Annotated in this window: 19 protein-coding genes; 8 read left to right on the forward strand and 11 right to left on the reverse strand. The window is 73.3% G+C overall.

Going from position 1 to position 22,466, the window contains the following annotated elements:
• Positions 1 to 28 precede the first annotated feature (28 nt).
• The gene (locus AB0J46_RS25110; protein ID WP_364335919.1) at positions 29 to 988 is read left to right on the forward strand and encodes an RNA polymerase sigma-70 factor; all 960 of its coding nucleotides are present in this window, start codon (positions 29 to 31) and stop codon (positions 986 to 988) included.
• A gap of 6 nt (positions 989 to 994) precedes the next feature.
• Here AB0J46_RS25110 and AB0J46_RS25115 read toward each other — a convergent pair whose 3' ends face one another.
• Complete coding sequence (locus AB0J46_RS25115; RefSeq protein ID WP_364335921.1) at positions 995 to 1,966, reverse strand: WYL domain-containing protein; 972 nt, start codon at positions 1,964 to 1,966, stop codon at positions 995 to 997.
• Positions 1,967 to 2,087: 121 nt separating this feature from the next.
• Here AB0J46_RS25115 and AB0J46_RS25120 point away from each other — a divergent pair, with 121 nt between their 5' ends.
• The 3 genes from AB0J46_RS25120 to AB0J46_RS25130 all read left to right on the forward strand — a co-directional run bounded on the left by AB0J46_RS25120 (position 2,088) and on the right by AB0J46_RS25130 (position 5,533).
• Positions 2,088 to 2,501, forward strand: coding sequence for a VOC family protein (locus AB0J46_RS25120; protein ID WP_364335923.1), 414 nt, complete (start codon positions 2,088 to 2,090; stop codon positions 2,499 to 2,501).
• Positions 2,502 to 2,572: 71 nt separating this feature from the next.
• Positions 2,573 to 3,667: a winged helix DNA-binding domain-containing protein gene (locus AB0J46_RS25125; protein WP_364335925.1), complete on the forward strand. Its 1,095-nt coding sequence runs from the start codon at positions 2,573 to 2,575 to the stop codon at positions 3,665 to 3,667.
• Between the two features lie 99 nt (positions 3,668 to 3,766).
• On the forward strand, positions 3,767 to 5,533 hold the full coding sequence (locus AB0J46_RS25130) for a SpoIIE family protein phosphatase (RefSeq protein WP_364335927.1): 1,767 nt from the start codon (positions 3,767 to 3,769) through the stop codon (positions 5,531 to 5,533).
• Between the two features lie 13 nt (positions 5,534 to 5,546).
• On the opposite strand, the gene AB0J46_RS25135 is transcribed toward AB0J46_RS25130, so the two are convergent.
• Both AB0J46_RS25135 and AB0J46_RS25140 read right to left on the reverse strand, forming a co-directional pair.
• Positions 5,547 to 9,080 (reverse strand): serine/threonine-protein kinase, encoded by a 3,534-nt coding sequence (locus tag AB0J46_RS25135; RefSeq protein WP_364335929.1) that lies wholly within the window; start codon positions 9,078 to 9,080, stop codon positions 5,547 to 5,549.
• A 6-nt stretch (positions 9,081 to 9,086) separates the two neighbouring features.
• Positions 9,087 to 9,791 carry a TioE family transcriptional regulator gene (locus AB0J46_RS25140; RefSeq protein WP_364335931.1) on the reverse strand — a complete coding sequence of 235 codons (705 nt, stop codon included), beginning with the start codon at positions 9,789 to 9,791 and terminating at the stop codon, positions 9,087 to 9,089.
• Between the two features lie 77 nt (positions 9,792 to 9,868).
• Between AB0J46_RS25140 and AB0J46_RS25145 the strand changes: the two genes are divergently transcribed.
• Positions 9,869 to 11,053 (forward strand): erythromycin esterase family protein, encoded by a 1,185-nt coding sequence (locus tag AB0J46_RS25145; protein WP_364335933.1) that lies wholly within the window; start codon positions 9,869 to 9,871, stop codon positions 11,051 to 11,053.
• Between the two features lie 279 nt (positions 11,054 to 11,332).
• Positions 11,333 to 12,703 (forward strand): hypothetical protein, encoded by a 1,371-nt coding sequence (locus tag AB0J46_RS25150; protein WP_364335935.1) that lies wholly within the window; start codon positions 11,333 to 11,335, stop codon positions 12,701 to 12,703.
• Between the two features lie 26 nt (positions 12,704 to 12,729).
• Here the strand turns inward: AB0J46_RS25150 and AB0J46_RS25155 are convergent, their stop codons facing one another.
• The 6 genes from AB0J46_RS25155 to AB0J46_RS25180 form a co-directional block, all read right to left on the reverse strand.
• On the reverse strand, positions 12,730 to 13,728 hold the full coding sequence (locus tag AB0J46_RS25155) for a HEAT repeat domain-containing protein (protein WP_364335936.1): 999 nt from the start codon (positions 13,726 to 13,728) through the stop codon (positions 12,730 to 12,732).
• 6 nt (positions 13,729 to 13,734) lie between these two features.
• A complete protein-coding gene (locus tag AB0J46_RS25160; protein WP_364335938.1) occupies positions 13,735 to 14,403 on the reverse strand; it encodes a HEAT repeat domain-containing protein in 669 nt (222 codons plus the stop codon).
• Positions 14,404 to 14,472: 69 nt separating this feature from the next.
• Positions 14,473 to 15,867: a cytochrome b N-terminal domain-containing protein gene (locus tag AB0J46_RS25165; protein WP_364335940.1), complete on the reverse strand. Its 1,395-nt coding sequence runs from the start codon at positions 15,865 to 15,867 to the stop codon at positions 14,473 to 14,475.
• Positions 15,868 to 16,025: 158 nt separating this feature from the next.
• The gene (locus AB0J46_RS25170; RefSeq protein WP_352356636.1) at positions 16,026 to 16,835 is read right to left on the reverse strand and encodes a carbohydrate ABC transporter permease; all 810 of its coding nucleotides are present in this window, start codon (positions 16,833 to 16,835) and stop codon (positions 16,026 to 16,028) included.
• Positions 16,832 to 17,683, reverse strand: a complete 852-nt coding sequence (locus AB0J46_RS25175) for a sugar ABC transporter permease (protein ID WP_364335942.1) — start codon at positions 17,681 to 17,683, stop codon at positions 16,832 to 16,834. Before AB0J46_RS25175 ends, AB0J46_RS25170 begins: the two co-directional genes overlap by 4 nt.
• The gene (locus tag AB0J46_RS25180) at positions 17,680 to 18,996 is read right to left on the reverse strand and encodes a sugar ABC transporter substrate-binding protein (protein ID WP_364335944.1); all 1,317 of its coding nucleotides are present in this window, start codon (positions 18,994 to 18,996) and stop codon (positions 17,680 to 17,682) included. Before AB0J46_RS25180 ends, AB0J46_RS25175 begins: the two co-directional genes overlap by 4 nt.
• A 171-nt stretch (positions 18,997 to 19,167) precedes the next feature.
• On the opposite strand from AB0J46_RS25180, the gene AB0J46_RS25185 reads away from it, so the two are divergent.
• The gene (locus AB0J46_RS25185) at positions 19,168 to 19,833 is read left to right on the forward strand and encodes an SDR family NAD(P)-dependent oxidoreductase (RefSeq protein WP_364335946.1); all 666 of its coding nucleotides are present in this window, start codon (positions 19,168 to 19,170) and stop codon (positions 19,831 to 19,833) included.
• Between the two features lie 27 nt (positions 19,834 to 19,860).
• Here the strand turns inward: AB0J46_RS25185 and AB0J46_RS25190 are convergent, their stop codons facing one another.
• The gene (locus AB0J46_RS25190) at positions 19,861 to 20,931 is read right to left on the reverse strand and encodes a saccharopine dehydrogenase NADP-binding domain-containing protein (RefSeq protein WP_364335948.1); all 1,071 of its coding nucleotides are present in this window, start codon (positions 20,929 to 20,931) and stop codon (positions 19,861 to 19,863) included.
• Positions 20,932 to 21,002: 71 nt separating this feature from the next.
• Here AB0J46_RS25190 and AB0J46_RS25195 point away from each other — a divergent pair, with 71 nt between their 5' ends.
• The gene (locus AB0J46_RS25195) at positions 21,003 to 21,983 is read left to right on the forward strand and encodes a helix-turn-helix domain-containing protein (protein WP_364335950.1); all 981 of its coding nucleotides are present in this window, start codon (positions 21,003 to 21,005) and stop codon (positions 21,981 to 21,983) included.
• Here the strand turns inward: AB0J46_RS25195 and AB0J46_RS25200 are convergent.
• Positions 21,956 to 22,393 carry a cupin domain-containing protein gene (locus AB0J46_RS25200; protein WP_364335951.1) on the reverse strand — a complete coding sequence of 146 codons (438 nt, stop codon included), beginning with the start codon at positions 22,391 to 22,393 and terminating at the stop codon, positions 21,956 to 21,958. The genes AB0J46_RS25195 and AB0J46_RS25200 overlap by 28 nt on opposite strands.
• Positions 22,394 to 22,466: the final 73 nt, after the last annotated feature.

The following is a 22,466-nucleotide window of genomic DNA, read 5'->3' on the forward strand; positions in this document are numbered from 1 at the left end:
AGCACCTCCGGACGGGAAGGCCGAGCTGATGAGCCGCGGTACAGGGGCCGACGCGACCGGCCCCCTGGCGGAGGAGCCGGACGTGACCGGTTACCGGCCGCTGCTGTTCTCCATCGCCTACGGGATGACCGGTTCCGTGGGCGACGCCGAGGACATCGTGCAGGACGCGTTCCTCGGTCTGACCAGGGCGCGCAACGCGGGCACCGTGATCACCGAGCCGAAGGCGTACCTGACGACCGCGGTGACGCGGCTGGGCATCGACCACCTGCGCTCGGCGCGGGTGCGACGGGAGACGTACGTGGGCGAATGGCTGCCCGAGCCGGTCGTGGCGCACCCCGGCGAGCCGGGACCGGCCGAGCACGCCGAGCTGGCCGACTCGTTGTCGATGGCGTTCCTCGTGCTGCTGGAGTCGCTGTCGCCGGTGGAACGGGCGGTGCTCATGCTGCGCGAGGTGTTCGGGTACGGCTACCAGGACGTCGCGCGGATCACCGGCAAGACCGAGGTGAACTGCCGGCAGATCCTGGCCCGCGCCAGGCAGCGCGTCGCCGCCGGCCGGCGGTCCCGCGACGGCGCGCCGCCCCAGGCGCGGCGGGCGGCGGGCGAGGAGCTGGCCCGCAGGTTCTTCGACGCGGCCGGCGGCGGCGACCTGGACGCGCTGCTCGGCATGCTCGCGCCCGACGTGGTCCTGCACGGGGACGGCGGCGGCAAGGCCCAGGCGATGGCCAGACCGGCGGCCGGGGCGCCCCGCGTCGTCAAGATGTTGGTCGCGGGGCTGCGCCGGGTCCGCGCGCTCGGCGTCACGGTACGGACGGCCTGGGTCAACGGCCGCCCCGGCGCGGTCATGTACGACGCCGAGGGACGCGTGGCGGGCGTGGTCGAGCTGGACGTCGCCGACGGCGTGATCCAGGCGATCCACTCGGTGGTCAACCCGGACAAGCTCGCCCATCTCGGCCCGGTCTCCGACGTCGCCCGCCTCCCGGAGAAGTGAGCCGGGTCAGGAGGCGGCGGCGGTGTAGCGGCGGGCCAGCTGGGCGAAGGCGTCCTTGAGCTCGGCGGGGCCGATGACCTCGATGTCGGCGTCGAACCTGCCGAGCGCGGCCGCCAGCCCCAGCCACGACCACGACCCCATGACGATCCGGCAGCGGTCCGGCCCCGCCTCCTCGACGAGCCCGTCCCGGACGTAACGGGACACGACCGCCGCGGGCAGCGCGAGGATCACCTCGCCGCGGCAGGGCCAGTCGCCCGCCTCGTCCGAGCCCCGGAAGCGCGCGGTGACGAAGGCGGCCACCCCGCCGCCGGGCAGCTCGCGCGGGATGAAGCGCGGCCCGGTGGGCGTGCGCGGCCGGATGCGGTCGGCGCGGAAGGTGCGCCAGTCCGCGCGGTCGAGGTCCCACGCGACGAGATACCAGCGGCCGCCCCAGGTGACGAGGTGGTGGGGCTCCACCCGCCGGGGCGGCGGGAGCGCGCCGTCGTCCGCCTCCGACGGGTAGTCGAAGCGCAACGCCTCACGGGCATGGACGGCGGTGCTGAGGGCGACGAGCACCCCGCCGGCGACCTGCGGCTCGGGCCGTGCGCCCGCCCGTTCGACGGCGGTCACCTGGAGGGTGTCGATCCGGTGGCGCAGCCGTGCGGGCATGACCTGCCGGACGGTGGTGAGCGCCCGCGCCGCGGCCTCCTCGATGCCCGCCCCGGCGGTGGCGGCGATCTGGAGCGCGATGGCCAGGGCGACGGCCTGCTCGTCGTCGAACAGCAACGGCGGCAGCTCGCTGCCCGCGTCGAGCCGGTAGCCGCCGTCAGGGCCCTTGATCGCCGCGATGGGGTAGCCCAGGTCGCGCAGACGGTCGACGTCGCGGCGCACGGTGCGCGGGCTGACCTCCAGCCGCTCTGCGAGCAGCGCTCCCGGCCAGTCGCGGCGCGTCTGGAGCAGCGAGAGCAGGGCCAGCAGGCGTGCTGAGGTCTTCTGCATGTCTCCCATGGTGCCGCAAGAAGAGGCCACAACCTGACCGCTTCCTCCGCCAGCATGGGCATCGCAACCGGGAGCCGGACGGCTCCCGGCGACCATGAACGGAAGCGGCGAGGAGCCTGTCATGTCTATAAATGTCGTGATTCAGCTGAACTTCCGGGGCGAGGCCGCCGCTGCGCTCGCTTTCTACCGGTCAGTGTTCGGCGGGGACGTCACCACCGTGACCTACGCGGACGCCGGGAACGTCCAGGACCCCGCCGACGCCGGCCGGGTGATGTGGGGCCAGGTGGCCGCGTCCGGCGGCTTCCGCCTGATGGCCTACGACGTGCCCGCCCACCTGCCCTGGGACCAGGGCGAGAACGCGTTCTTCGTCTCGCTCGGGGCGGGCACGGCCGAGGAGGCCACCGCGTACTGGGAGGGGCTGGGCGCGGGCGCGACCGTCGTGCGGCCGCTCGGGCCCGCGCAGTGGGTGCCGCTGCACGGCATGGTGCGCGACCGGTTCGGGGTGAGCTGGATCGTCGAGCACGGCGCGTCCTGAGCGCGGGAAAAGCACATGACCGTCACGGCGCGTCCTGGACGCGAGGAAACAGCTGAGCGCGAGAAGAGAAGATGACCGTTCTGAGCACCAGGGCGCTCAACCGCGCCACGCTCGCCCGCCAGTTGCTGCTCGACCGCGCCGGCCTGCCGGTCCTCGACGCCGTCGGGCACCTGTGCGGCCTGCAGGCGCAGGAGCCGCAGGAGCCCTTCGCCGGGCTCTGGTCACGGCTGCGCGCCTTCGACCCGGCCGCGCTGTCGGACCTGCTGACCGGCCGGGACGTGGTCCGGACCCACCTGATGCGGCGCACCGTCCACCTGGTCACCGCCGCCGACGTCCTGACCTGGCGGTCCCGGCACGACGCGATGCTGCGCCAGCGGGTGCTCGGCGTCTACCGCCGCGAGCTGGCCGGGGTGGACCTCGACGAGCTCGCGGCGGCCGGACGGGCGGTGCTGGCCGACGGCGAGCCGCGCTCGATGTCGCAGCTCGCGCGGGCGGTGGCCGATCGCTGGCCCGGGCCGGGGCCGCGGGCGCTGGGCGAGATGCTGGTCGCCGCGCTGGTCCCGATGGCGCAGCTCCCGCCGCGCGGGCTGTGGCGGGCGCGGGCGGGCGTGCGCAACCTGCCGTTGTCGTCCTGGCTGGGGCGGGAGGTGGACCCGCCGTCCGCCGACGGCTCCGATCCCGTGGGGCAGGCTCTCGTACGGCGTTACCTGGCGGCGTACGGCCCCGCCGCCACGGCCGACCTGCGCGCCTGGTCCGGCCTGGCGGGCCTGCCCAAGGCCGTGGCGGCGGTACGCGACGAGCTGGTCGCCTTCCGGGACGAACGCGGCCGCGAGCTGCTGGACCTGCCCGGCGCCCCGCGCCCCGACCCCGGCACGCCCGCCCCCGTGCGGTTCCTGCCGGCGTTCGACAACGCGATACTCGGCTACGACGACCGCGAGCGGATCATCGACCGCGAACACCGCGGCCTGTCGGTCGCCGGCGCCCGGGTGGTCCTGGTGGACGGCCGCGTCTCGGCCACCTGGACCGTCGAGGACGACACCGTGCTCGTCACGCCGCTGCGCGGCCTGTCCCCGGCCGAGCGCGCCGCCGTCGGCGAGGAGGGAGGTGCCCTGGCGTCGTTCCTCTCCGACGGGGCCGGCGACCGCACCCGGATCCTCGGCGACTGAATACATCCCCATAAGCTCGGCCATACTGTCAGGACCGCGGGCGTCCCTGGTGACGGACGGGTCGGCGGGTAGGAGGTGGGGACGAGAGGAGCCGACACCATGAACGTGCCCGAGCACGACGGCGGGCCGCACCGGCCGCAGGACGGACGTCCCCGCGGGCTGTGCGACCTGACCCACGCCGGCGGGTACGTCGTGGACGACCGGGGCCGGATCGTCGAGGTCGCCCCGCGCACCGAGGCGCTGCTCCGCCGCCCCGCCGCCGAACTGCTCGGCGGCGACGCCCACGACCTGCTCCACCGCGGCCCGCGCGGCGAGACGCTGCCGCGCAGCCGGTGCGCGATGCGACGCCCGCTCATCACCGGCGGCACCTCCCAGGGCGAGCGGGAATGGCTGGCGCGCGGCGACGGCTCCCTGCTGCCGGCCTCCTGGCTGGTCACGCCCTGCCTGCTGGCCGACGGCAGGACCGGGGCGCTGGTGCTCTTCCACGACGCCGACGAGCCCGGCGCGCAGGTCCCCGAGCCGGCGCACGAGACGTCGATGTCCGAGCTCGACCGGCTGGCCCTGCTGGCCGAGACCACCACGACGCTCACCGCCAGCCTCGACGTGGACGAGACGCTGCGCCAGCTCGTCCGCCTGGTGGTGCCGCTGCTGGCGGACTGGGTGGTGGTGGACCTGCTCACCGAGCACGGCGGCGTGAGCCGCGCCGCCGTCGTCCACCACGAGGACGGCGTCCTGGTGCACCACGCGGACCTGGAGGGGCCGATGCCCGCGGTCCCCGAGGAGTCGCCGATGCCGCTGTCGCGGGCGTTGCGCGGGGTCACCGCGACGCTGGCCGGGCCGGAGACCTACCAGGGCGCGCCCGACTCCGGCATCGCGGTCTTCCAGCAGGAGCTGTTCCGCAGGACCGGCATGCACTCGGCGGGCATCGCGCCCATCCGCGGCGTGCGCGAGGTGGTCGGGGCGCTGACGCTCGGCCGCGCCGAGCGGCCCGGCGCGTTCACCACCGCCGACCTGCTGCTGGTGGAGGACATCGCCCGGCGCGCCGGGCTCGCCCTGGACAACGCCCGCCTGTACGAGCGGCAGCGCCGGGTCGCCGAGACCATGCAGCGCCACCTGCTGCCGCGCCTGCCGTCGGTGCCCGGCCTGGAGATGAGCGCCCTCTACGTGCCCGCCCCCCGCGCCTCGCAGGTCGGCGGCGACTGGTACGACGCCTTCACCATGCCCGACGGCGCCACCGCCCTGGTGATCGGCGACGTGGTCGGCCACGACCTGGAGGCCGCCGCCGGGATGGCCCAGGTCTGCAACATGCTGCGCGCCTACGCCGGCGCCGAGCAGGACCTGCCCAGCGCCATCCTCGACCGGCTCGACCGCGCGGTGGTGCGCATGGCGCAGGCCACCATGGCCACCGTCGTCCTGGCCCGGCTGGAGCACACCGACGACGGCCGCTGGCTGCTGCGCTGGAGCAACGCGGGCCATCCGCCGCCGCTGCTGGTCGAGCGCGACGGCCGTACCCGCTTCCTGGAGGAGGGGCAGGGCCTGCTGCTGGGCACCGGCATCCGCGGGGAGCGCGCCGACGCCGTCGTGGAGCTGCCGCCGGGGTCCACCCTCGTGCTCTACACCGACGGGCTGATCGAGTCCCCGAGGCATTCCCTGGACGAGGGGCTGGCCCGCCTGAGCCGGTACGCCGCCTCCCACACCCACCGGCCGCTGAACGCGCTCGGCGACATGCTGCTGGCACGCGTCCGGCCCGAGGACAACGACGACGACGTCGCCATGCTGACGCTGCGCGTGCCGCCGCGCGTCACGGCCCTGGACGGCCTGCGCGGCGGCGTGCTGAACGGCGACCGGGGCCTGCCCGCGATCTGACGACCGGCGCGCGTCACGACCGTCCGCGCCGCGCGCCCGGGCAGACGTCCCGGTAGGGCACGTCCTTCAGGTGCCGCCGCCACTCCTGCGGGCTCATCGTGCGGCCCGCGCGCTCGCACACCAGGCGGGCCACGGACTCGGCGCCCACCGGGATCCGGATGATCGTCCCTGAGGTGTTGCCGGAGACGTACAGGGTCTGGTCGTCGGGGCTGAAGGCCAGCCGGTCGAGGATGCCGATGGGGAAGGAGCCGATCCGCTCCCGCGAGCCGACGTCCCAGACCTGGACGGTGTACACGTCGTCGAACGTCTCCCCGATGGACCTGCCGATCAGCGCGAGCAGCGAGCCGTCGTGGCTGAACAGCACGGTCTCGACCTGCGCCCGGGCGGCCACGCGCAGCGCGGGCGGCAGTTCGCGGCCGGTGGCGACGTCCCACAGCTCGACCGTGGCCGAGCCGAGGGCGAGCACCTGCGCGGTGGGGCTGAGCGCGATCGCCAGGCCCGACCGGTTGAAGCCGGGGCCGACGGCCTTGCCGGTGCGCAGGTCGTAGACCTTGCCGGTGGCGGTCACCACGCCCGTGCCGTCGCGGGTGGACACGATGGTCTCGGTGGCCGTGGCCAGGGGGTGGCGGGCGAGCGTCCGGCCGGTGCCGGCGTCGAGGACGACCAGCTCGTTGCGGGCGTCCCGCTGGCTGAGCTCCTTGAGCGACAGCACCAGGCGGCGGCCGTCGGGGGTGAACGTCTTCGACAGCACGAACTGCGTGCGCGGCACGGCGTGGCGCCACAACCGGCGGCCGGTGGCGACGTCCCAGAGGCCGGCCGAGGAGTCCGCGCCCTCGGCGGACAGCCGGGCGCCCGCCGGGTCGAACAACTGCCCGCTGACGCCCGCGCTGCCGGCCATCGGGACGCCGAGCCGGCCGCCGTCCCACACGCGGACCGGCCCTGAGTCCTTGGTGGCGGCGGCCAGGCGGCCGTCCTGGCTGAAGGCGTCCAGCTCGTAGCCCTGGGGCAGCCGGGTGGAGGGGAGGCGGGAGGTCAGGTCGGCGGTGACGGTCGAGTTGTCGAGCACGTAGCGGACGGTGTGGCCGTCGGCCTCCAGCCAGACGTCCTCGGGCTCGCCCTCGGCCTGGTAGAGGGCCAGCTCGTCGCCGTCGGCGGCGTCGAGCAGGTGCAGGGTGCGGCCCTCGACGGCCAGCATCCGGCGGCCGTCGGGGCTCAGCCGCAGCCGTCCGGCCAGCGTGTCGTCCAGGGCCGACTCCTGCCAGAAGGGCCGGTCGGCGTCGGGCACCTTCCTGGCGGTGGCCAGGTCGAAGGCCGCGATGTCGCCGTTCGCGCACAGCAGCCGCCTGCTGTCCGGCGTGAACGCCACCACCGGCCCGCACGCCTTCGGCAGGCGGGTGTCCACGGTGAGACTCGGCAGGCGGATCACCTTGAGGCCGCCCTGGTTGGGCCCGACGCCCGCGATGTAGGCGCCGGAGGGCGCGATCGCCGGAGCGACGCCCGCCTCCAGCTTCGGGGTGTAGGAGGCGCCGGTCCTGGTGTCCCACAGGAAGTCCAGGGTGCTGTCGCGCATCACCGCGGCCAGGTTCTCGTTGCCGTCGAAGGCGACCTGCACGCCGCCCTCGCCGACGCGGTGCTCGCGCAGCTTGGCGCCCGTCCTGGCGTCCCAGGCGTAGACCGTGTCCCTGCTGACCACCACCAGCGTGCGCCCGCTCGGGCTGAGCGCCGCCGCCGACGGCAGTGCGTCCAGGCCGCGCGGCCACCGCCAGAACGCGGTCTGCCGCCCGGAGGGCACGTCGTAGACGCGCACGCCGTCCTCGCCGGCGATGGCCCGGACGCGCCCGCCGGCCGCCGACGCCGACGCCGAGACGCCCTTGGCGCCGGGGTCGCGGAAGACGGCGCTCTCCGGCATCGTCAGCGAGGTCGTCAGGCTCCGCCGGGTGCCGGGAGTGGGCGCCAGCCGCCAGCCCGCCACGCTGAGCAGCATCGCCGTGACCGGGTCGCTCGTCCGCAGCCGGTCGGCCTCGGCGGCGGCCTGCCGCCCGACCGCCTGGTCGCGCTGCCGGCCCGCCAGGCTGCTCTGCTCGGTCACCTGCCTGCCGCGCAGCACGGCGAGGCCGCCCGCGGCCAGCGCCACCACCAGCAGCCCGGCCAGCGCGGCCGTGGTCAGCCGCCGGCGGCGCACGCGCCGCCTGGCCAGGCCGGTGCCCGCGGCCAGGAAGTCACGTTCGAGCGGGGTCAGCGTGATGTGCCTGCGGCCGGTGGCGGCCCAGGTCAGCGCCTGGTCGAGGCGGCTGCCCTGGAGCAGGTCGCCGTCCTTGCGGCCGTTGCCGGCCCACTGGCGGGCGGCGTCGCTCAGCTGGCCGAGCACGGCGAGCCCGTCGCGGTCGCCGTCCACCCAGACGCGCAGCCGCGGCCAGGCCCGCAGCAGCGCGGGACGCGACAGCGCCACCGCCTCGTTCTTCTGCGTCACCAGGTAGGAGAACACCTGGAGGATGTGCTCGATCGCCCGCGTCTCCCCCTCGGAGCGTCCGGCGAGCAGGTCCTCCTTCAACGCCCAGCGCACGGTCTCGTGCCCGTCCTCGGTGACCGTCACCAGGCGCAGGAACACCTCGGCGGCCAGCTCGCGCTCCTCGGGCGCGAGCGCGCCGTAGGCGTCCTCGGCGATCGTGCCGAGCGCCGGGTCGCCCTGCTCGGGCACGTGCACGCCCCTGGCGGCGCGGCTGCCCGCCGTCAGCAGCCCGCGGGTGTCGGCGCTGTTGCCGCTGACCAGGGCGAGCAGCAGGTCGCGGGCGGTGGGACGGGCCGCCGGATCCTTCTCCAGCGTGGCCGACACCAGCGAGGCCAGCCGGGGCGGCAGCCCGCTCAGGTCGGGCTGACTCGACAACACCCGGTGCATGACCCCGCCGAGGTTGTCGGCGCGGAACGGGTCCTCGCCCGTGGCGGCGAACACGATGATCGCGCCCCAGGCGAACACGTCGGCGGGCGCGCCCGCCCGCTGCCCGGTGAACACCTCGGGCGCCATGTACGTGGGCGTGCCGGCCACCTCGCCGGTCCTGGTCAGCGACATGTCCAGGGTGCGCGCGACCCCGAAGTCGATCACGCGCGGGCCGTCGGTGCCGAGCAGCACGTTGTCCGGCTTCAGGTCCCGGTGGATCACGCCCGCGTCGTGCACGGCGGTCAGGGCGGTGGCGATCGCCGTGGCCAGCCGGTGCAGGTCGTCCCCGGCGAACCGGCGCCCCTGCTCGACCGCCCGGCGCAGGCTGGGGCCCGGCACGTACTCGCTGACGATGTACGGCCTGCTGCCCGACAGGTCGCAGTCGAGCACCCGCGCCGTGCAGAACGACGCCACCCGCCCGGCCGCGGCCGCCTCCTTGGCGAACCGCTCACGGCTCACCTGGCTGTCGGCCATGTGCAGGACCTTGAGCGCGACCCGGCGGCCTTCGGGGTCGTAGGCGTCGTACACCACCCCCTGGCCCCCGGACCCCAGCCGTCCGGCCAGCCAGTATTGCCCTATACGCTGCGGTTCTCCGGCGTTCGACGCTTCCACGGCGTGTTAGATGCCCTCTCCGGTCGCAAAGTTCCCCTCGCGCAGGTAGGCGTCCAGCGCGCCGGCGGCGGTGAGCATGGCCAGGCCCCTGGCCGTGAGCCGGTCGTGCCAGTCGCGCAGCGTCGCCTGCAGGGGTTCCATGCCGCCGGCCGCGCGCACCTGGTCCAGCACCTGCCGGATCTGCTCCAGCCCGTAGCCGCCGCGCCGCAACTGGTGGGCCAGCAGCACGTCGCGGACGTCGGCGGCGGTGTAGACCCGGTAGCCGGTACGCGGGTCGCGCCGGGGCACGGTCAGCCCGGCCCGCTCCCACTTGCGCAACGTCGCCGGCTTGATGCGCAGCCGGCGGGCCAGCGGGCCGATGAACGTCACGCCCGGCTCCGGCTCGCGCGGCGGCGCCAGGTCGCGCAGCGCGCGTTCGACGGCCTCCAGCGTGCCGCGGTCCTCGGCGAGCTGGGCGTGGCCCTCGTCGATCAGGCGCAGCGCCGCCGCCAGGCCGCCGCCGTTCACGGCCCGCATGATCGCGGTCGCGGTCGCGTGCCCGTGGGCGGGGACCAGCGCCAGGAACGTCCGCAGCGCCGTCGCATGGCGCGGGGTGTAGACGCGGTAGCCGTGCGCGGAACGCTGGGACGGCGGCAGGATCTCCGCCTCCTCGTAGTTGCGCACCGCCTGCGTGGACAGGCCGTGCGCGCGCGCCAGATCGATGGGCCGCATGTTGAAGGTATGCCCTCCTGCCCGCTGGGGGATCGGCCAGAAGTTTACACGAGAAGTTCAACGATACGGTTGAAGGCATGATGACCTCGATCCGGGCCGCCGCCCAGGCGTTCACCGGCGGCGCCCTCACCGCGCTGCTGCCCCCCGGCGTCCGCGTGCTGGGCCTGGGCGAGCCCACGCATGGCGTCGAAGCCTTCCTGGAGCTGCGCAACGAGCTCTTCCGTCACCTCGTCGAGCACGAGGGCTACCGGTCGATCGTCATCGAGAGCGACTGCCTGGCCGGCCTGACCGCCGACGCGTACGTGACCGGCGGCGACGTCACCCTCGACGAGGCGATGAGCCGTGGCTTCAGCCACGGGTTCGGCGCCTCGCCCGCCAACCGCGAGCTCCTGCGCTGGATGCGGGCCCGCAACGAGCGGTCCGCGCCGCGCGACCGGCTGCGCTTCGACGGCTTCGACGCTCCGGTGGAGATCACCGGCCCGGCCGCCCCGCGCCCTGCCCTGACCGCCCTGTACGACTACCTGGCCCCCCACCTCGACCTGCCCCTGACCCGCGAAAGGCTCGACGCGCTGCTCGGCCCCGACGAGCGCTGGACCGACCCGGCCGCCCTCACGGACCCGGCCCGCTCGATCGGCGCCGCGCCGGAGGTAAGGGAGCTGCGCCTGATCGCCGACGACCTCGGCGTGCTGCTCACCGCGCACGCCCCGCACCTGGCGGCCGTCACGTCCGGCGACGACCGGTGGCGCGCCGGCCTGCACGCCCGCGCCGCCACCGGGCTGCTGCGCTACCACGCCGGCATGGCCGATCCCTCGCCCGCCCGCCTCGGCGCGCTCATGAGCCTGCGCGACGCGATGATGGCCGGCAACCTCGACGCGATCGTCCGGCGCGAGGAGCGCCGGGGCCCCACCCTCGTCTTCGCCCACAACCGTCACCTGCAGCGCGACGAGAGCCGGTTGCGGTTCGCGGGCGAGGAGCTGCGGTGGTGGAGCGCGGGGGCGGTGCTCGCCGCGTGCCTCGGCGACCGGTACGCCTTCGCCGCCTCGATGTTCGGCTCCCGCGGTGCCGATGTCCCGGCCCCCGACACCCTCGAAGGCATGTTGTCGGACGCGTGCGACGCCCGCGCCGTCGTCGATCCGCGCCGCCTGGCCGGGGCGCTCGACCGCGGGCCGGCGCCCCGCGTCCCGGTGGACCACACGTACCTGGCCCTCGATCCCGCCACCGTCCACCAGGCGGACGCGATCGTCTTCCTCAAGGAGATCTGAGGCCGGCATTGTTGTTTATTCTGTTTGGCGAATAATGTCCTCAGGGCGAATTCTTTTTGCGTGGCGACGCCGGACGCGCGCTCGTTAAAGTCGGGGTGACGTCAGGCTCCACGAAGCCCCAACCAGAGGACTGAGCTGATGAACTGCGGTCACTGCGACAGCCCCAATTCGCCCGATTCCCTGGTATGCGCTAATTGTGGCCGCCATTTCCAGGGCGATCGCCCGGCCGCGACGGAAGTCACCCGATATCTCTGCATCGCCATGATGCTCGACGCGAAAGTGCGTAATTCCACCATTCGCTCGATTCTTCATGACCGCTTCCGGGCCGTCGCCCAGTCCCCCGGCGTCGACCTGGCCACGATGCTCAAGTACGGCCTGATGGCCCGAAGACGCCAGCATGTGCGCGACGCCGTGCTGGCCGTGCTCGCCGTGGCCACCCTGGCCCTGCTGTCCAGCCCGCTCGTCCTGCTCCCGATCTTCCTGGCCTGGCTCGTCGTCTTCGCCGAGCTCTACGACGCCCACGAGTCGGTCATCCTGACCAGGCTCACCCGCGACTCCTTCGACCCGGCCGAGGCGCCGCTGCCCAGCTCTCCCGCGCTGCGCGACCATCTGGTCGACATCGCCGACCGCGGCGCCGGGAACGTCACGGTGTTCGCCGACTACTCCCCTTTCGTCGGCTACGGCAGCAGGATCAACAACTGGTCGTTCACCATGAACGTCGCCAAGGCCCGGCCCGGCGAGACGGTCGTGCCCTTCGCGGTCGGCGAGCTCTACGACCGGGTGGCCGCCGAGATCGCCGCCCTCGGCCTGCCCGGTCTCACCGTCGGCGACAAGCTCTTCGTCAACGGCCTCGACCTGCGTTACGAGACCGACCCCGAGCTCCAGGCCGCCGTGCTGCCCGACGCCCTCCTGCCGCCCGTGCCGACGGTGAGCGAGCGGTTCATCCACCAGCTGCGCGACAACCCGCGCACGCGGGCCCGCCCCTACCTCACGGTGAGCGTGACAGGCTGGGAGGGCGAGGTGGTGATCTCGATCTTCCTGCGGTTCGTGCTGCTCGCCGAGAAGGGCATGATGTTCACCGAGGCCGGCTACTCGCTGCTGCCGCCGCTGCGGGAGGCCTACCGCGACGTCGACCGGCTGGTCAACTGCGCGCCCTCGGAGCGGATGGCCCGCATCGCGCTGTCGGCCCTGCGGCGCACCGCCGCGGGGCTGGTGCTGGCCCTGCCCAACACCCTCGCCGCGCTCTCGGAGCCGAGAAGGCGCAGGCGGCAGCAGAAGGCGAGCATCAAGGCCATCCGCGGTCACACCTTCAACTACGGCGCGGCCTACAACCCCCGCGAGCACGCCACCGACCACCTCTACCACCGCTACTTCCAGCAGCTCGACAAGGAGATGTACGTCAAGGCCGCCGAGCAGCGCATCATGGACACCGTCGCCGACTTCCTGGAGGAGCACAACGTCGACGTGAGCGACCTGCGCGACCGCCAGACGACCATCCTGAACAACGGCATCTTCGTCACCGGCCAGGCCCAGGTCACCGGGGCCAGCATGGCGGCCGGCACGGGCGCGGTCGCGCGGGTGGAGAGCCGCATCAGGCAGGGGGTCGGCCAGGCCGCCGCGGCGGCGCAGCGCCGGACTCCGGCCGGCTGACCCGCTCCCCGAACGGGGCCGAGCGCTCATCGCGTGTCGCGGAGCCCCAGGATGTAGGTCGCGGTGAGCGCGACGGCGCGGTCGTCGTCCTGCGCCAGGTCGGCGAGGGCGCGTGACGCGGCGGCTCCCGGGATGTCGGCGAGCGCCTGCGTCAGCCGCCGGCGCGCGGACGGCTCGGCGCCACGCCGGGCGAGGCGGTCCACGAGTCCGGCGGCGATCGGGTCCGCCGCGCCGGGGCGGCCCGCCAGCGCGCTCAGGGCGTCGGCCGCGTCGACGTCGTTCGTCCCCTCGACGACCATGTCGATGAGCGTGGGGATGGCCTCGTCCACGCCGCGGGCCCCGAGCGCCAGGGCCGCGTAGCGGCGGACCACGACGTCGGGGCTGGTCAGGGCGTCCCGGAGCAGGGCGGTCGCCGCGGCGTCCGGGAGCTCGGCGATCGACTGGACCGCGCGCTTGCGCACCTCGGCCGCCGGTGCGTGCAGGCCCTGCGCCAGCAGCGCGGCGGCGCCCTCGCCCGACTGCGCCAGAGCCCATCGCAGGGCTCCGGCGACATGCGGATCGCTCTCGCCCAGTGCCGCCTCGACCAGCGCCTCCACCGGGACCTCGGCGGCCGAGGACAGCGCCGCGCTCTGGCGTCGGCCGGCGTTCTTCGAGCCGAGCGCCTGCAGGAGGGAGACGACCTGGAGCACGTCGTCCCAGCCGGCGGGGCCGGCGGCGTCGATCCGGCGCAGGCGCGTGAGCAGCTCCGTCTCGGCCGCGATGCGCTCCCGGGTGCGCCGGATGAGGTCCTCGACGAGCCCGGACGGCGTGAAGCCGGGATCGTCGAGCGCCCGGCCGACGTCACGCAGCGACAGGCCCAGCGACCGCAGGCTCTCGATGTGGAAGATCCGCCGGATGTCCTCGCCGGAGTACTCGCGATAGCCGGCGTGGCTGCGGCCCGTCGGGCGCACCAGCCCGAGCGCGTCGTAGTGGCGCAGCATGCGGGCGCTCACCCCGGACCGTCGCGCGACGTCGCCGATCAGCACAGCCCATCATCCCTCCTGGCCGCCGGCGCCGAGGGCCACGACGCGCTTCGCCTCCTCGATCGCGAACTCGAATCCGGCCTCCGGGTCGCGCAGCAGCCGTTTCGTGGCCCCGGCGTGCGTGCGCACGCCGGGATCCGGGTCGGCCATCGCGGCCCGCAGCACCGGCTCGATCACCTCGCCGAGCGCGACCAGCGCCCGGCTGAGGCTCAGCTGGGTCTCCCGTCGGCCGCGCCCGAGCTGTGTCGACAATACTTCGGCCAGTCCGTGCTTCTCCTCTTCGGGTGCCAGCAGCACCGCGGTCCGCCAGGCGCTCCGCGCCACCTCGTCGTCGGCGTCGGTCAGCAGCTCGCGGGTGATCGCCGGCCACGCCCGCCGGTCGCCGATCTTGGACAGCGTGTGCAGCGCCTGGCTGCGGGCCTGCGCGCGTTCCGAACGCAGCTCGCCGAGCAGCCTCGGGACCGTCAGCTCCGCCGGATGGCGGGTGAGCGCCCAGGTGAGCATGTCGCGCACGTGGAACTCCGGCTCGACCGCGCAGCGCTCGACGAGCGCGCCGACGAGGCGCGGGTCAGGCGTCGTGCCCACCGCCAGGGCCGCCCGCAGCCGTACGGACGGGTCGCCGGCCGCCAGCCCTCCGACGGCGCCGCTCGGGTCCGGGTCCTGTTCCTGTCTGGTCATCGGGACCACCTCCTCGGCGACCAGTGAAGACCTTGTCACAGTGTCAAGGTCAAGCGGCCCGGCCCGCGGTCAGTCGCGCGGCCCGGTGACCGCGTGCTGCCGCCCGGGCTCCACGGGCATCGGGCGTTCGTGGAAGCCGCCCTGCGCGCTCCGGACGATCACGCCGCTCTCCGGCCCGTGCTCCACGTCGTGCCGGTCCTGGAGTCGCAGGCCGAGGCAGAGCCGGTGGGTCAGCCAGAAGGCGACGACCGGGCCGAGCAGGACGGCGTACCTGAAGAAGATCGTCACGGCCTCCACCGAGAGGTGGAACTGGTGGGCGAGCTGGTCGTTGGCCGCGGCGGCCCACAGCAGCCCGTAGAAGGCGACCCCGGCGGCGGCGACGGCGGTTCGCACGGGCGCCTCGCGCGGCCGGTCCAGCACGGCCGGCCCGGTCGCCTCGGCGGCCAGGCGGCTCCTGCTCTTGGGCCGGCCGAGCGCGTCGCGCCGGCCGGGTCGCCGCAGGACGATGCGCTCGCCCAGCGGGTAGCCGGCCAGGACGGTGAAGAACGCGCCGGGGACCACCAACGTGGGCACCAGGACCGCGAGGCTGAGCGTGTACCCCCCGATCGTCAGCTCCCAGCCCGGCATGATCCGCAGAGCGCCGTCGAGGAAGCCCATGTACCAGTCGGGGACCGAGCCGGCCGAGATCTGGCCGGGCCCGGCCGGGCCGTACAACCAGATGGGGGCGATCTGGAAGGCCAGGCCGAGGATGACCAGGACGCCGATCGTCGTGCCCGCCATCAACGGCCGCACGCCCGCCCGGACCGGGACCGGCGCGGCGAACCGCGAATGCCCGTGCCGCCGCACCAGCCATTCACGGGCGGCCAGCAGCGCGACCATGGCCGCCGGGATCACCAGCACGTGCGTCCAGTACATGGTGGGGATGATGCTGTCGCCGGGGAACCCGGCGCCGAAGAGCAGCTGCGCGCCGTACGACCCCACGACGGGGATCGACAGCAGCACCGACTGGATCAGCCACAGGCTGCCGCCGGAGAGCATGTCGTCGGGCAGGATGTTGCCGGTCTCCCCCGCGGCCATCCCGAGCGGCAGCAGCGTCACCCAGATCAGCCACTGCGGCACGCGCGGCCGCCGGAACGCGCCGGTCACGAACATGCGCAGCAACTGCATGGCGACCGCCGCCACGAACACCAGCGCCGACCAGTGGTGCATCTGCCGGACGAAGAGCCCGCCGCGCACCTCCAGGCTCAGCCGCATGGTCGAGTCGAACGCCCTGCTGACCGGGACGCCGCTCAGCGGCGTGTACACGCCGTGGTAGAGCACCGGGGACATGTCCGGGTCGAAGAACACCATGAGGAACAGCCCGGTCACCACCAGGACGGCGAAGGACCAGATCGCCACCTCGGCGAACATGAACGACCAATGACCGAGCCCCGACGACTGACGTTTCCGCACCGATGAGCGCATCGGACCCTCCTCGTTTCGCCTTCGCCTTCAAGACGGGATCGGCGGCCGAGATGTGACGTCGAGGAGGGTGAGTTACGTCATAACGGGTCGTTCCCGGCGGCCGGCCTGCCGGAGCGCGGGCACTCCGGCAGGCCGACGTCAGCGGCGGGGCCGCGGCCTCACCCCTTCACCGCTCCGCCGAGCAGCCCGGAGACGAACTGCTTCTGGAAGACGAAGAAGATGAGCATCAGCGGCAGCGTGGCCAGCAGCGCGCCCAGCATCAGGCCCGAGTAGTCGACGCGGGTCAGCCCGGTGAGGTGGCTGAGCGCGACCGGCAGCACGTACTTCTCCTCGCTGGTGAGCATGAGCAGGGGCCAGATGAAGGAGTTCCACTGGCTCATGAACGTGAAGATGACCAGCGCGCCGAGCTGCGGCCGGACCACGGGCAGCACGATCCGGTAGAAGATCCGCAGGTCTCCGGCGCCGTCCAGGCGTCCGCTCTCGATGAGCTGGTCGGGGAAGTCGAGGAAGGCCTGGCGCATGAGGAAGATGCCGAACGAGTTGGCCAGGAACGGGATGACGATCGACTCGTAGGAGTCGACCCAGCCGATGCTGGCCATCATCTGGAACAGCGGCACCAGCAGCACCTGGAACGGGATCATCATCGTCGCCAGGATCACCGCGAGCAGCAGGCCGCGCCCGCGGAAGCGGTACTTGGCCAGGCCGTACCCGCCCATGGCGCTGACCAGCACGGACAGCGCGGTGTAGACGAGGGCCGTGCCGAGGCTGTTGAGCACCACGCGGGAGAAGCCGATCGTCTCCTCCAGCGACCGCAGGTTGTCCAGCAGGTCGTCGCCGGGCAGGAACGGGGGCGGGCTGCGGAACAGCTCCGACGTGTCGTGCGTGGAGGCGACGAACATCCAGTAGAACGGCGCGACGCTGACCACCGCGCCGGCCGCCATGAGCAGCCAGAGCAGCAGGCGTTTCATGACTTCTCCTTCCCGAACCACTTGAACTGGGCGTAGGAGAGCACCCCGATGAGCAGCACCACCACCCAGGCCATCGCCGCGGCGTAACCGAAGTCGAACTGCTTGAAGCCGACCTGGTAGAGCAGCAGGATCGGCGAGGTGGTCGCGTCGTCGGGGCCGCCGTCGGTGAGCAGCTTGTTCTCGTCGAACAGCTGGAGCGTGCCGATCGTGGAGGTGATCGAGCAGAACAGGATCACCGGCTTGAGCTGCGGCACGATCACGCTGACGAACGACCGCAGCGGCCCGGCCCCGTCGATCGAGGCGGCCTCGTACTGCTCCTTGCCGATCGCCTGCAGGCCGGCCAGCAGGATGATCATGTTGTAGCCCGTCCACCGCCAGGTGATGGACGCGATCAGCGCCACCCGCGCCCAGGCCGGGTCGTCCAGCCAGGCGATCTCGGCGCCGAGCAGCTGGTTGACCATGCCTCCGTCGGTGCGCAGCAGCACCCGGAAGACCACCGCGTAGGCGACCAGCGTCGTCACGGCGGGCAGGAAGTACGCGATCCGCAGCGTGGCGCGGAACCGCAGCCACGACTGGTTGAGCACGTACGCCAGCGCCAGCGCCAGCCCGATCATGATCGGGACCTGCACGACCAGGATCAGCCCGACGTTGACCAGAGACTGCAGGAACCTGTCGTCGTGCAGGAGGCGCTGGTAGTTCTCCAGGCCGGCCCATTCGGTCACGCCGTCCTCGGTCCGCTGGAGGCTCTGCCAGAGGCTGGCCCCGAGCGGGTAGGCGAAGAAGAGCGCCAACAGCGCGGCGGCGGGCCCCGCGAAGATCCAGGGGACCAGGCGGCGCCGAACGATCATCCGATCTCCCGCTTCGTGGCGGACGCGATCTGCTCGGCTGCCTCGTCCAGCACGGCCTTGGGGTCCTTGCCGCCCACCACCGCGCGCTGCAGCAGCTTCTTCAGCAGCTCACTGGCCTCGGCGTCGTCGTCGGTGGACTCCACGGCCGGGATGGCGCGCACCTGGTCGGCGAAGATCTTGTTGACCGGCTGCCCGTCGAAGTACTCGACCGGCTCGGAGAAGTACGGGTCGGCCAGCGCGGGCAGGTAGGCCGGGAAGAGCGACTCCTGCTTCATCATCGACAGCTGGCTGTCCTTGTTCGCCGTGACGAACTCGACGAACGCCCACGCCGCCTGCTGGTTCTTCGTCTGGCCGGTGACCGCCAGCATGGACCCGCCGTTGGCCGAGGTGCGCACCCCGCCCGGCTCGAACGCGGGCAGCGGGATCACGCCGAACTTGCCCTTGAGCTCCGGCATCTCCGACACCAGCGTGCCCGTCCACCAGACGGCGGTGGGCGCGACGGCCGCCTTGCCCTCCTTGGTCGCGGTGACCCGGCCGTCCCAGCCCTGCTCGTTCTGGAGCAGGCCCTTGTCGTTCATCGTCTTGATCAGGGTCAGCGCCTTGACGGCGGCCGGGGTGTTGACCGCGACCTTGCCGTCCACGAACCTGCCCTGCTTCTGCTGCTGCAACAGGGTGGTGAACAGCGGCTCACTGTTGCCCAGGTCGGAGACCATGAGCTTCTTGCCGGTCTTGGCCTTCAGCGTCTCGCCGGCCCTGATCAGGTCGTCCCAGGTCTGGATGTCGTCGGCCTTGATGCCGGCCTGCTCGAAGTAGTCGCGCCGGTAGAACAGGCCGACGGGCGCGGAGTCCCACGGCAGCGCGAACAGCTTGCCGCCCTCGCCGGAGGCCGTCTGCCACTTGGCCGGGTCGAAGTCGGCCTTCAGCTTGCCGGCGACCGGCCCGAGGTCGGCCAGCCCGTTGGGGAAGTTCTTGGCGTAGCCGGGGACCCGCTCGTCCTCAAGGTGCACGACGTCGGGCAGGCCGGTGCCCGACTGCATGCCGACCGTGACCTTCTCGTAGATGTTGTCGTAGCCGACGTCCGTCACGTCGATCTTCACCTTGGGGTGCAGCTTGGTGAACTCGGGCGCCAGACGCTTCAGGGCGGTCGCACCCACGTCGAACGACCACACCTTGACCTCACCGGACAACTCCGCGGGAGTGGAGGCGGCGATCGAGGGAGCGGGCCCCTTGGCCGTGCCGGTTCCGCCGGTGGCGCATCCGGCGGCGAGAAGTCCGGTGGCCAGCAGCCCGGCGGCGATTGTGTGGTTCTTCACGGTGACCTCTTGGATCTGTAACATGTCACACTCTGAATACTGAGTGCTGAGTAACGTACGCTGAATACGCGTGGTGCACCAGAGGTGAAATCGAACCGTTCCCGATGGATGTGAGCGGACGGGCGGAAAGGCCGTTGCGCCCTCCTCGTCCTGCCGGAATGATCGGCCGCCATGGGGAACGTGCTGCTGACCGGGGCCACCGGAGGCATCGGAAGGCCGCTGGCCGCCGCGCTCGGCGCGGCCGGGCACCAGGTGATCGCCGTCGGACGTGACGTCGGGCGGCTGGACGTCCGCGGGATCGAGGCCGACCTGACCGACCCCGCGTCGCTGGCCCCCGCCATGGCGGCGCTGGCGGCGGAGCTGACGGAGATACGTGCTGTGGTGCACTGCGCCGGCGTCTCCCCCGTGGAGGCCGTCGCCGAGGCCGGCCCCGACACGTGGCGGCGCACGATGGCGGTGAACGTGGCCTCCGCCGCCGAGCTCGTCCGGCTCGCGCTGCCCGCGTTGCGGCGGTCCAAGGGCCATGTGATCTTCGTGAACGCCTCCCCCGGGCTGACCGGCGTCCCGCGCTGGTCGGCGTTCGTGGCCAGCAAGGCGGCGCTGCGCGAACTGGCCGACTCGCTGCGCGAGGAGGAGGCCGTCCACGGGGTCCGGGTCACCACGGTCTACCCCGCGGCCACGGCGACCGACCTGCTGGGCGAGGTCAGGGCCGCCTTCGGCCGTCCGTACGACCCGCAGGCGTGCATCCGGCCGGAATCGCTGGCCGCGATGGTCGTGTGGGCCCTGAACGCGCCGGCCGACTCCTACGCCTGCGAACTGTCGGTGCTACCGGGCTGAACCCCGCACGTGGTCCGGGCGCGCGCCTCAGCGCTGCGCGGCGGTGTCGAGCTCGACCTCGATGTGGGGCGACAGCGCCCGCAGGAAGTCCGGCGCGTCGAAGATGCGCCCCGCCGACGCCACCCCGGCGGCCCTGGTCCGGCCGGTGAGGATGCGCTCGACGGCCTCCACCGCGAGCGGCGCGCTGACGGCGTAGATGTCCCGGCCGCGGGCCACCGCCCGGCGTTCCCCGGCGCCCGAACGCACGACCACGTCCACGACGAACGGCTGGGCCGACCGTCCGTGCTCGTCGGCCGCGACCGGGGCCGGGGTGTCGGGGTTCACCACGTCCGTGGCCGCCTCGACCGTCATGTGGTTGCGCACCTCCGGGATGTCCAGGTGGCTCGGGACGGTCACGATGTCGGCCATCGAGAACTCCGCGATGACGTCGCGCGTCCCGGTCGGCTCGGGGAAGGACCACTTCCCGGCCGGCGCCCGGTCGCCGCGGTACTCCAGCCGGCCGCCGGCGTGGCGGACGCGCCGGCCGTCGCGCCGCTCCCTGGAGACCTTGCCCGCGGCCCGGGTGCCGGTCGTGGGGTGCCAGCTGTCCAGCCCGTAGGCCACGTGCGCCTCGTCGGCGCCGGTCCAGTCGTCCATCGCCGCCGTGACCAGCAGGTCGCCGAGCCCGCCGAAGAAGGCCATCGCGGGGACGATCACGGCCCCCGCCTGCCGGGCGCGCTCCGCGAACAGCTCGAAGGTGTCCACGTTGGCCTCGATCTCGGCCGCGACGTCCACGTACGGGACGCCGGCGCGCAGGGCCGCCTCGATCACGGGGGCGGCCGTGGCGGCGAAGGGCCCGGCACAGTTGATCACCGCGGTCACGCCGTCCAGGGCGCGGTCCAGCGCCGCCGGATCGTCCACCGACGCCTGCCTGACCGCCGGCCCGGGGTACGCCTCGGCCAGCGCCTTGAGCGCGTCGCCGTCGCGGCCCGCCAGGACGGGCACCAGCCCGCGCCGCAGCAACTCCGCCACCACGAAACGGCCCGTGTGCCCGTACGCGCCGTAGACCGCCACCGCGGAGCCGGTCGTCTTCATCTGTGTCATGTGCGCATCAGCCATGCGGACATCCTGGCGGTGCACCGCGTCGCCGCACGAGCGTCCGGAACGACATGATGCGTACAATTCCGGACGTGACCACAGTCGCGGTAGCCGTCGCCGACGGGATCCTGCACTTCGAGCTGGCCCTGGCCTACGAGCTGTTCAGCTCGCCTCCGCCCGTCCCCGTCGAACGCTGGTACGAGCCGGTCATCTGCGGAGCCGGTCCCGTACGGGCCGACGGGCGGTTCCTGCTCGAACCCGACGCCGGGCTCGACCGGCTCGTCGAGGCCGACACGGTGATCGTCCCCGGCTGGGCGGAGGTGGACGAGGAGCCGCCGGCCGACCTCGTCGCGGCCGTGCGCGCCGCGCACGAGGCGGGCGCGCGGGTCGCCTCGCTGTGCACGGGTGCGTTCGTCCTGGCCGCGGCCGGCCTGCTGGACGGACGGCGGGCCACCACCCACTGGGCCCACACCGAGACGCTGGCCGCCCGCCATCCCCGGATCCAGGTCGATCCCGACGTGCTCTACGCGGACGAGGGCAGCGTGCTCACCGCCGCGGGCAAGGCCGCCGCCCTGGACCTGTGCCTGCATCTGGTCCGCCGCGACCACGGCTCGGCGGTCGCCAACGCGATCGCGCGCCGCCTGGTCGTGGCGCCGCACCGGCCCGGCGGCCAGGCCCAGTTCGTCGCGACTCCCGTCCCCGAGCCGCACGGGCATCCCCTCAGCGACCTGCTCGCCTGGGCGGGCCGGCACCTGGACCAGCCCCTGACGGTGGAGGACCTGGCCCACCGGGCGAACCTGAGCTCGCGCCACCTCGGCCGCCACTTCAGGTCCATGACCGGCACCACCCCCTTGCAGTGGCTGCTCACCCAGCGCATCCGCCGCGCCCAGGAGCTCCTGGAAACCACCGACGACGCCGTGGACGCCATCGCCGAGGCCACCGGCATGGGCACCGCGGCCACGCTGCGCCGGCACTTCAACCGCACGGTCGGCGTGCCTCCGGACGCCTACCGGCGCACCTTCCGCGCCCGCGGGGCGACGCCCGCTCAGCGGCCCGCGGGGTGGAAGTCGTAGGGCTCGGAGTCGTACACGTAGTAGACGCAGTCGGCGCCCGCGGCGCACTTGCCCCAGTGCTCGGCCTTCGACGGGTAGTACAGGTAGTCGCCCGCGCCGATCCGGTACGTCTTGTGGCCCTTGACGTTCCACAACATCACGCCGGATACGCCGACGACGTGCTCGGGGCTGGTGTGCCAGTGCGGCGGGAACGGGGTGCCGGCCTTGAGGGTGAACACGGCCTCCGAGGGGCCGGTCTTAGGGTCGCCCTTCAGCTGCACGAACGTGCAGCCCTTCAGCCCCTCGCAGGGCGATCCGGCCTCCTTGTGCGAGTGGTGGACGACCTTGCCGGGGCCCGAGTCGGCGTACGCGCTCGGGGCGCCGAGCACCATGAGCGCCAGCGAACCGGCCGTGATCATTTTCTTGAGCATCTCGATCTCCAAGTGGACTGCGGTCCGAATATGTCCGGCAACGTATCGGACTACGGTCCGGTTGGTCAAGGGC

This window comes from Nonomuraea sp. NPDC049758 (genome assembly GCF_040674635.1).
Lineage (GTDB): Bacteria > Actinomycetota > Actinomycetes > Streptosporangiales > Streptosporangiaceae > Nonomuraea.

Bases quoted from the DNA above. Each gene is read 5' to 3' on its own strand.
- AB0J46_RS25120 (WP_364335923.1), top strand. From the start codon at position 2,088: ATGTCTATAAATGTCGTGATTCAGCTGAACTTCCGGGGCGAGGCCGCC.
- AB0J46_RS25160 (WP_364335938.1), bottom strand. From the start codon at position 14,403: ATGACCAGACAGGAACAGGACCCGGACCCGAGCGGCGCCGTCGGAGGG.
- AB0J46_RS25185 (WP_364335946.1), top strand. From the start codon at position 19,168: ATGGGGAACGTGCTGCTGACCGGGGCCACCGGAGGCATCGGAAGGCCG.
- AB0J46_RS25115 (WP_364335921.1), bottom strand. From the start codon at position 1,966: ATGCAGAAGACCTCAGCACGCCTGCTGGCCCTGCTCTCGCTGCTCCAG.
- AB0J46_RS25190 (WP_364335948.1), bottom strand. From the start codon at position 20,931: ATGGCTGATGCGCACATGACACAGATGAAGACGACCGGCTCCGCGGTG.
- AB0J46_RS25110 (WP_364335919.1), top strand. From the start codon at position 29: ATGAGCCGCGGTACAGGGGCCGACGCGACCGGCCCCCTGGCGGAGGAG.
- AB0J46_RS25200 (WP_364335951.1), bottom strand. From the start codon at position 22,393: ATGCTCAAGAAAATGATCACGGCCGGTTCGCTGGCGCTCATGGTGCTC.
- AB0J46_RS25165 (WP_364335940.1), bottom strand. From the start codon at position 15,867: ATGCGCTCATCGGTGCGGAAACGTCAGTCGTCGGGGCTCGGTCATTGG.
- AB0J46_RS25140 (WP_364335931.1), bottom strand. From the start codon at position 9,791: ATGCGGCCCATCGATCTGGCGCGCGCGCACGGCCTGTCCACGCAGGCG.
- AB0J46_RS25130 (WP_364335927.1), top strand. From the start codon at position 3,767: ATGAACGTGCCCGAGCACGACGGCGGGCCGCACCGGCCGCAGGACGGA.
- AB0J46_RS25125 (WP_364335925.1), top strand. From the start codon at position 2,573: ATGACCGTTCTGAGCACCAGGGCGCTCAACCGCGCCACGCTCGCCCGC.
- AB0J46_RS25170 (WP_352356636.1), bottom strand. From the start codon at position 16,835: ATGAAACGCCTGCTGCTCTGGCTGCTCATGGCGGCCGGCGCGGTGGTC.
- AB0J46_RS25145 (WP_364335933.1), top strand. From the start codon at position 9,869: ATGATGACCTCGATCCGGGCCGCCGCCCAGGCGTTCACCGGCGGCGCC.
- AB0J46_RS25175 (WP_364335942.1), bottom strand. From the start codon at position 17,683: ATGATCGTTCGGCGCCGCCTGGTCCCCTGGATCTTCGCGGGGCCCGCC.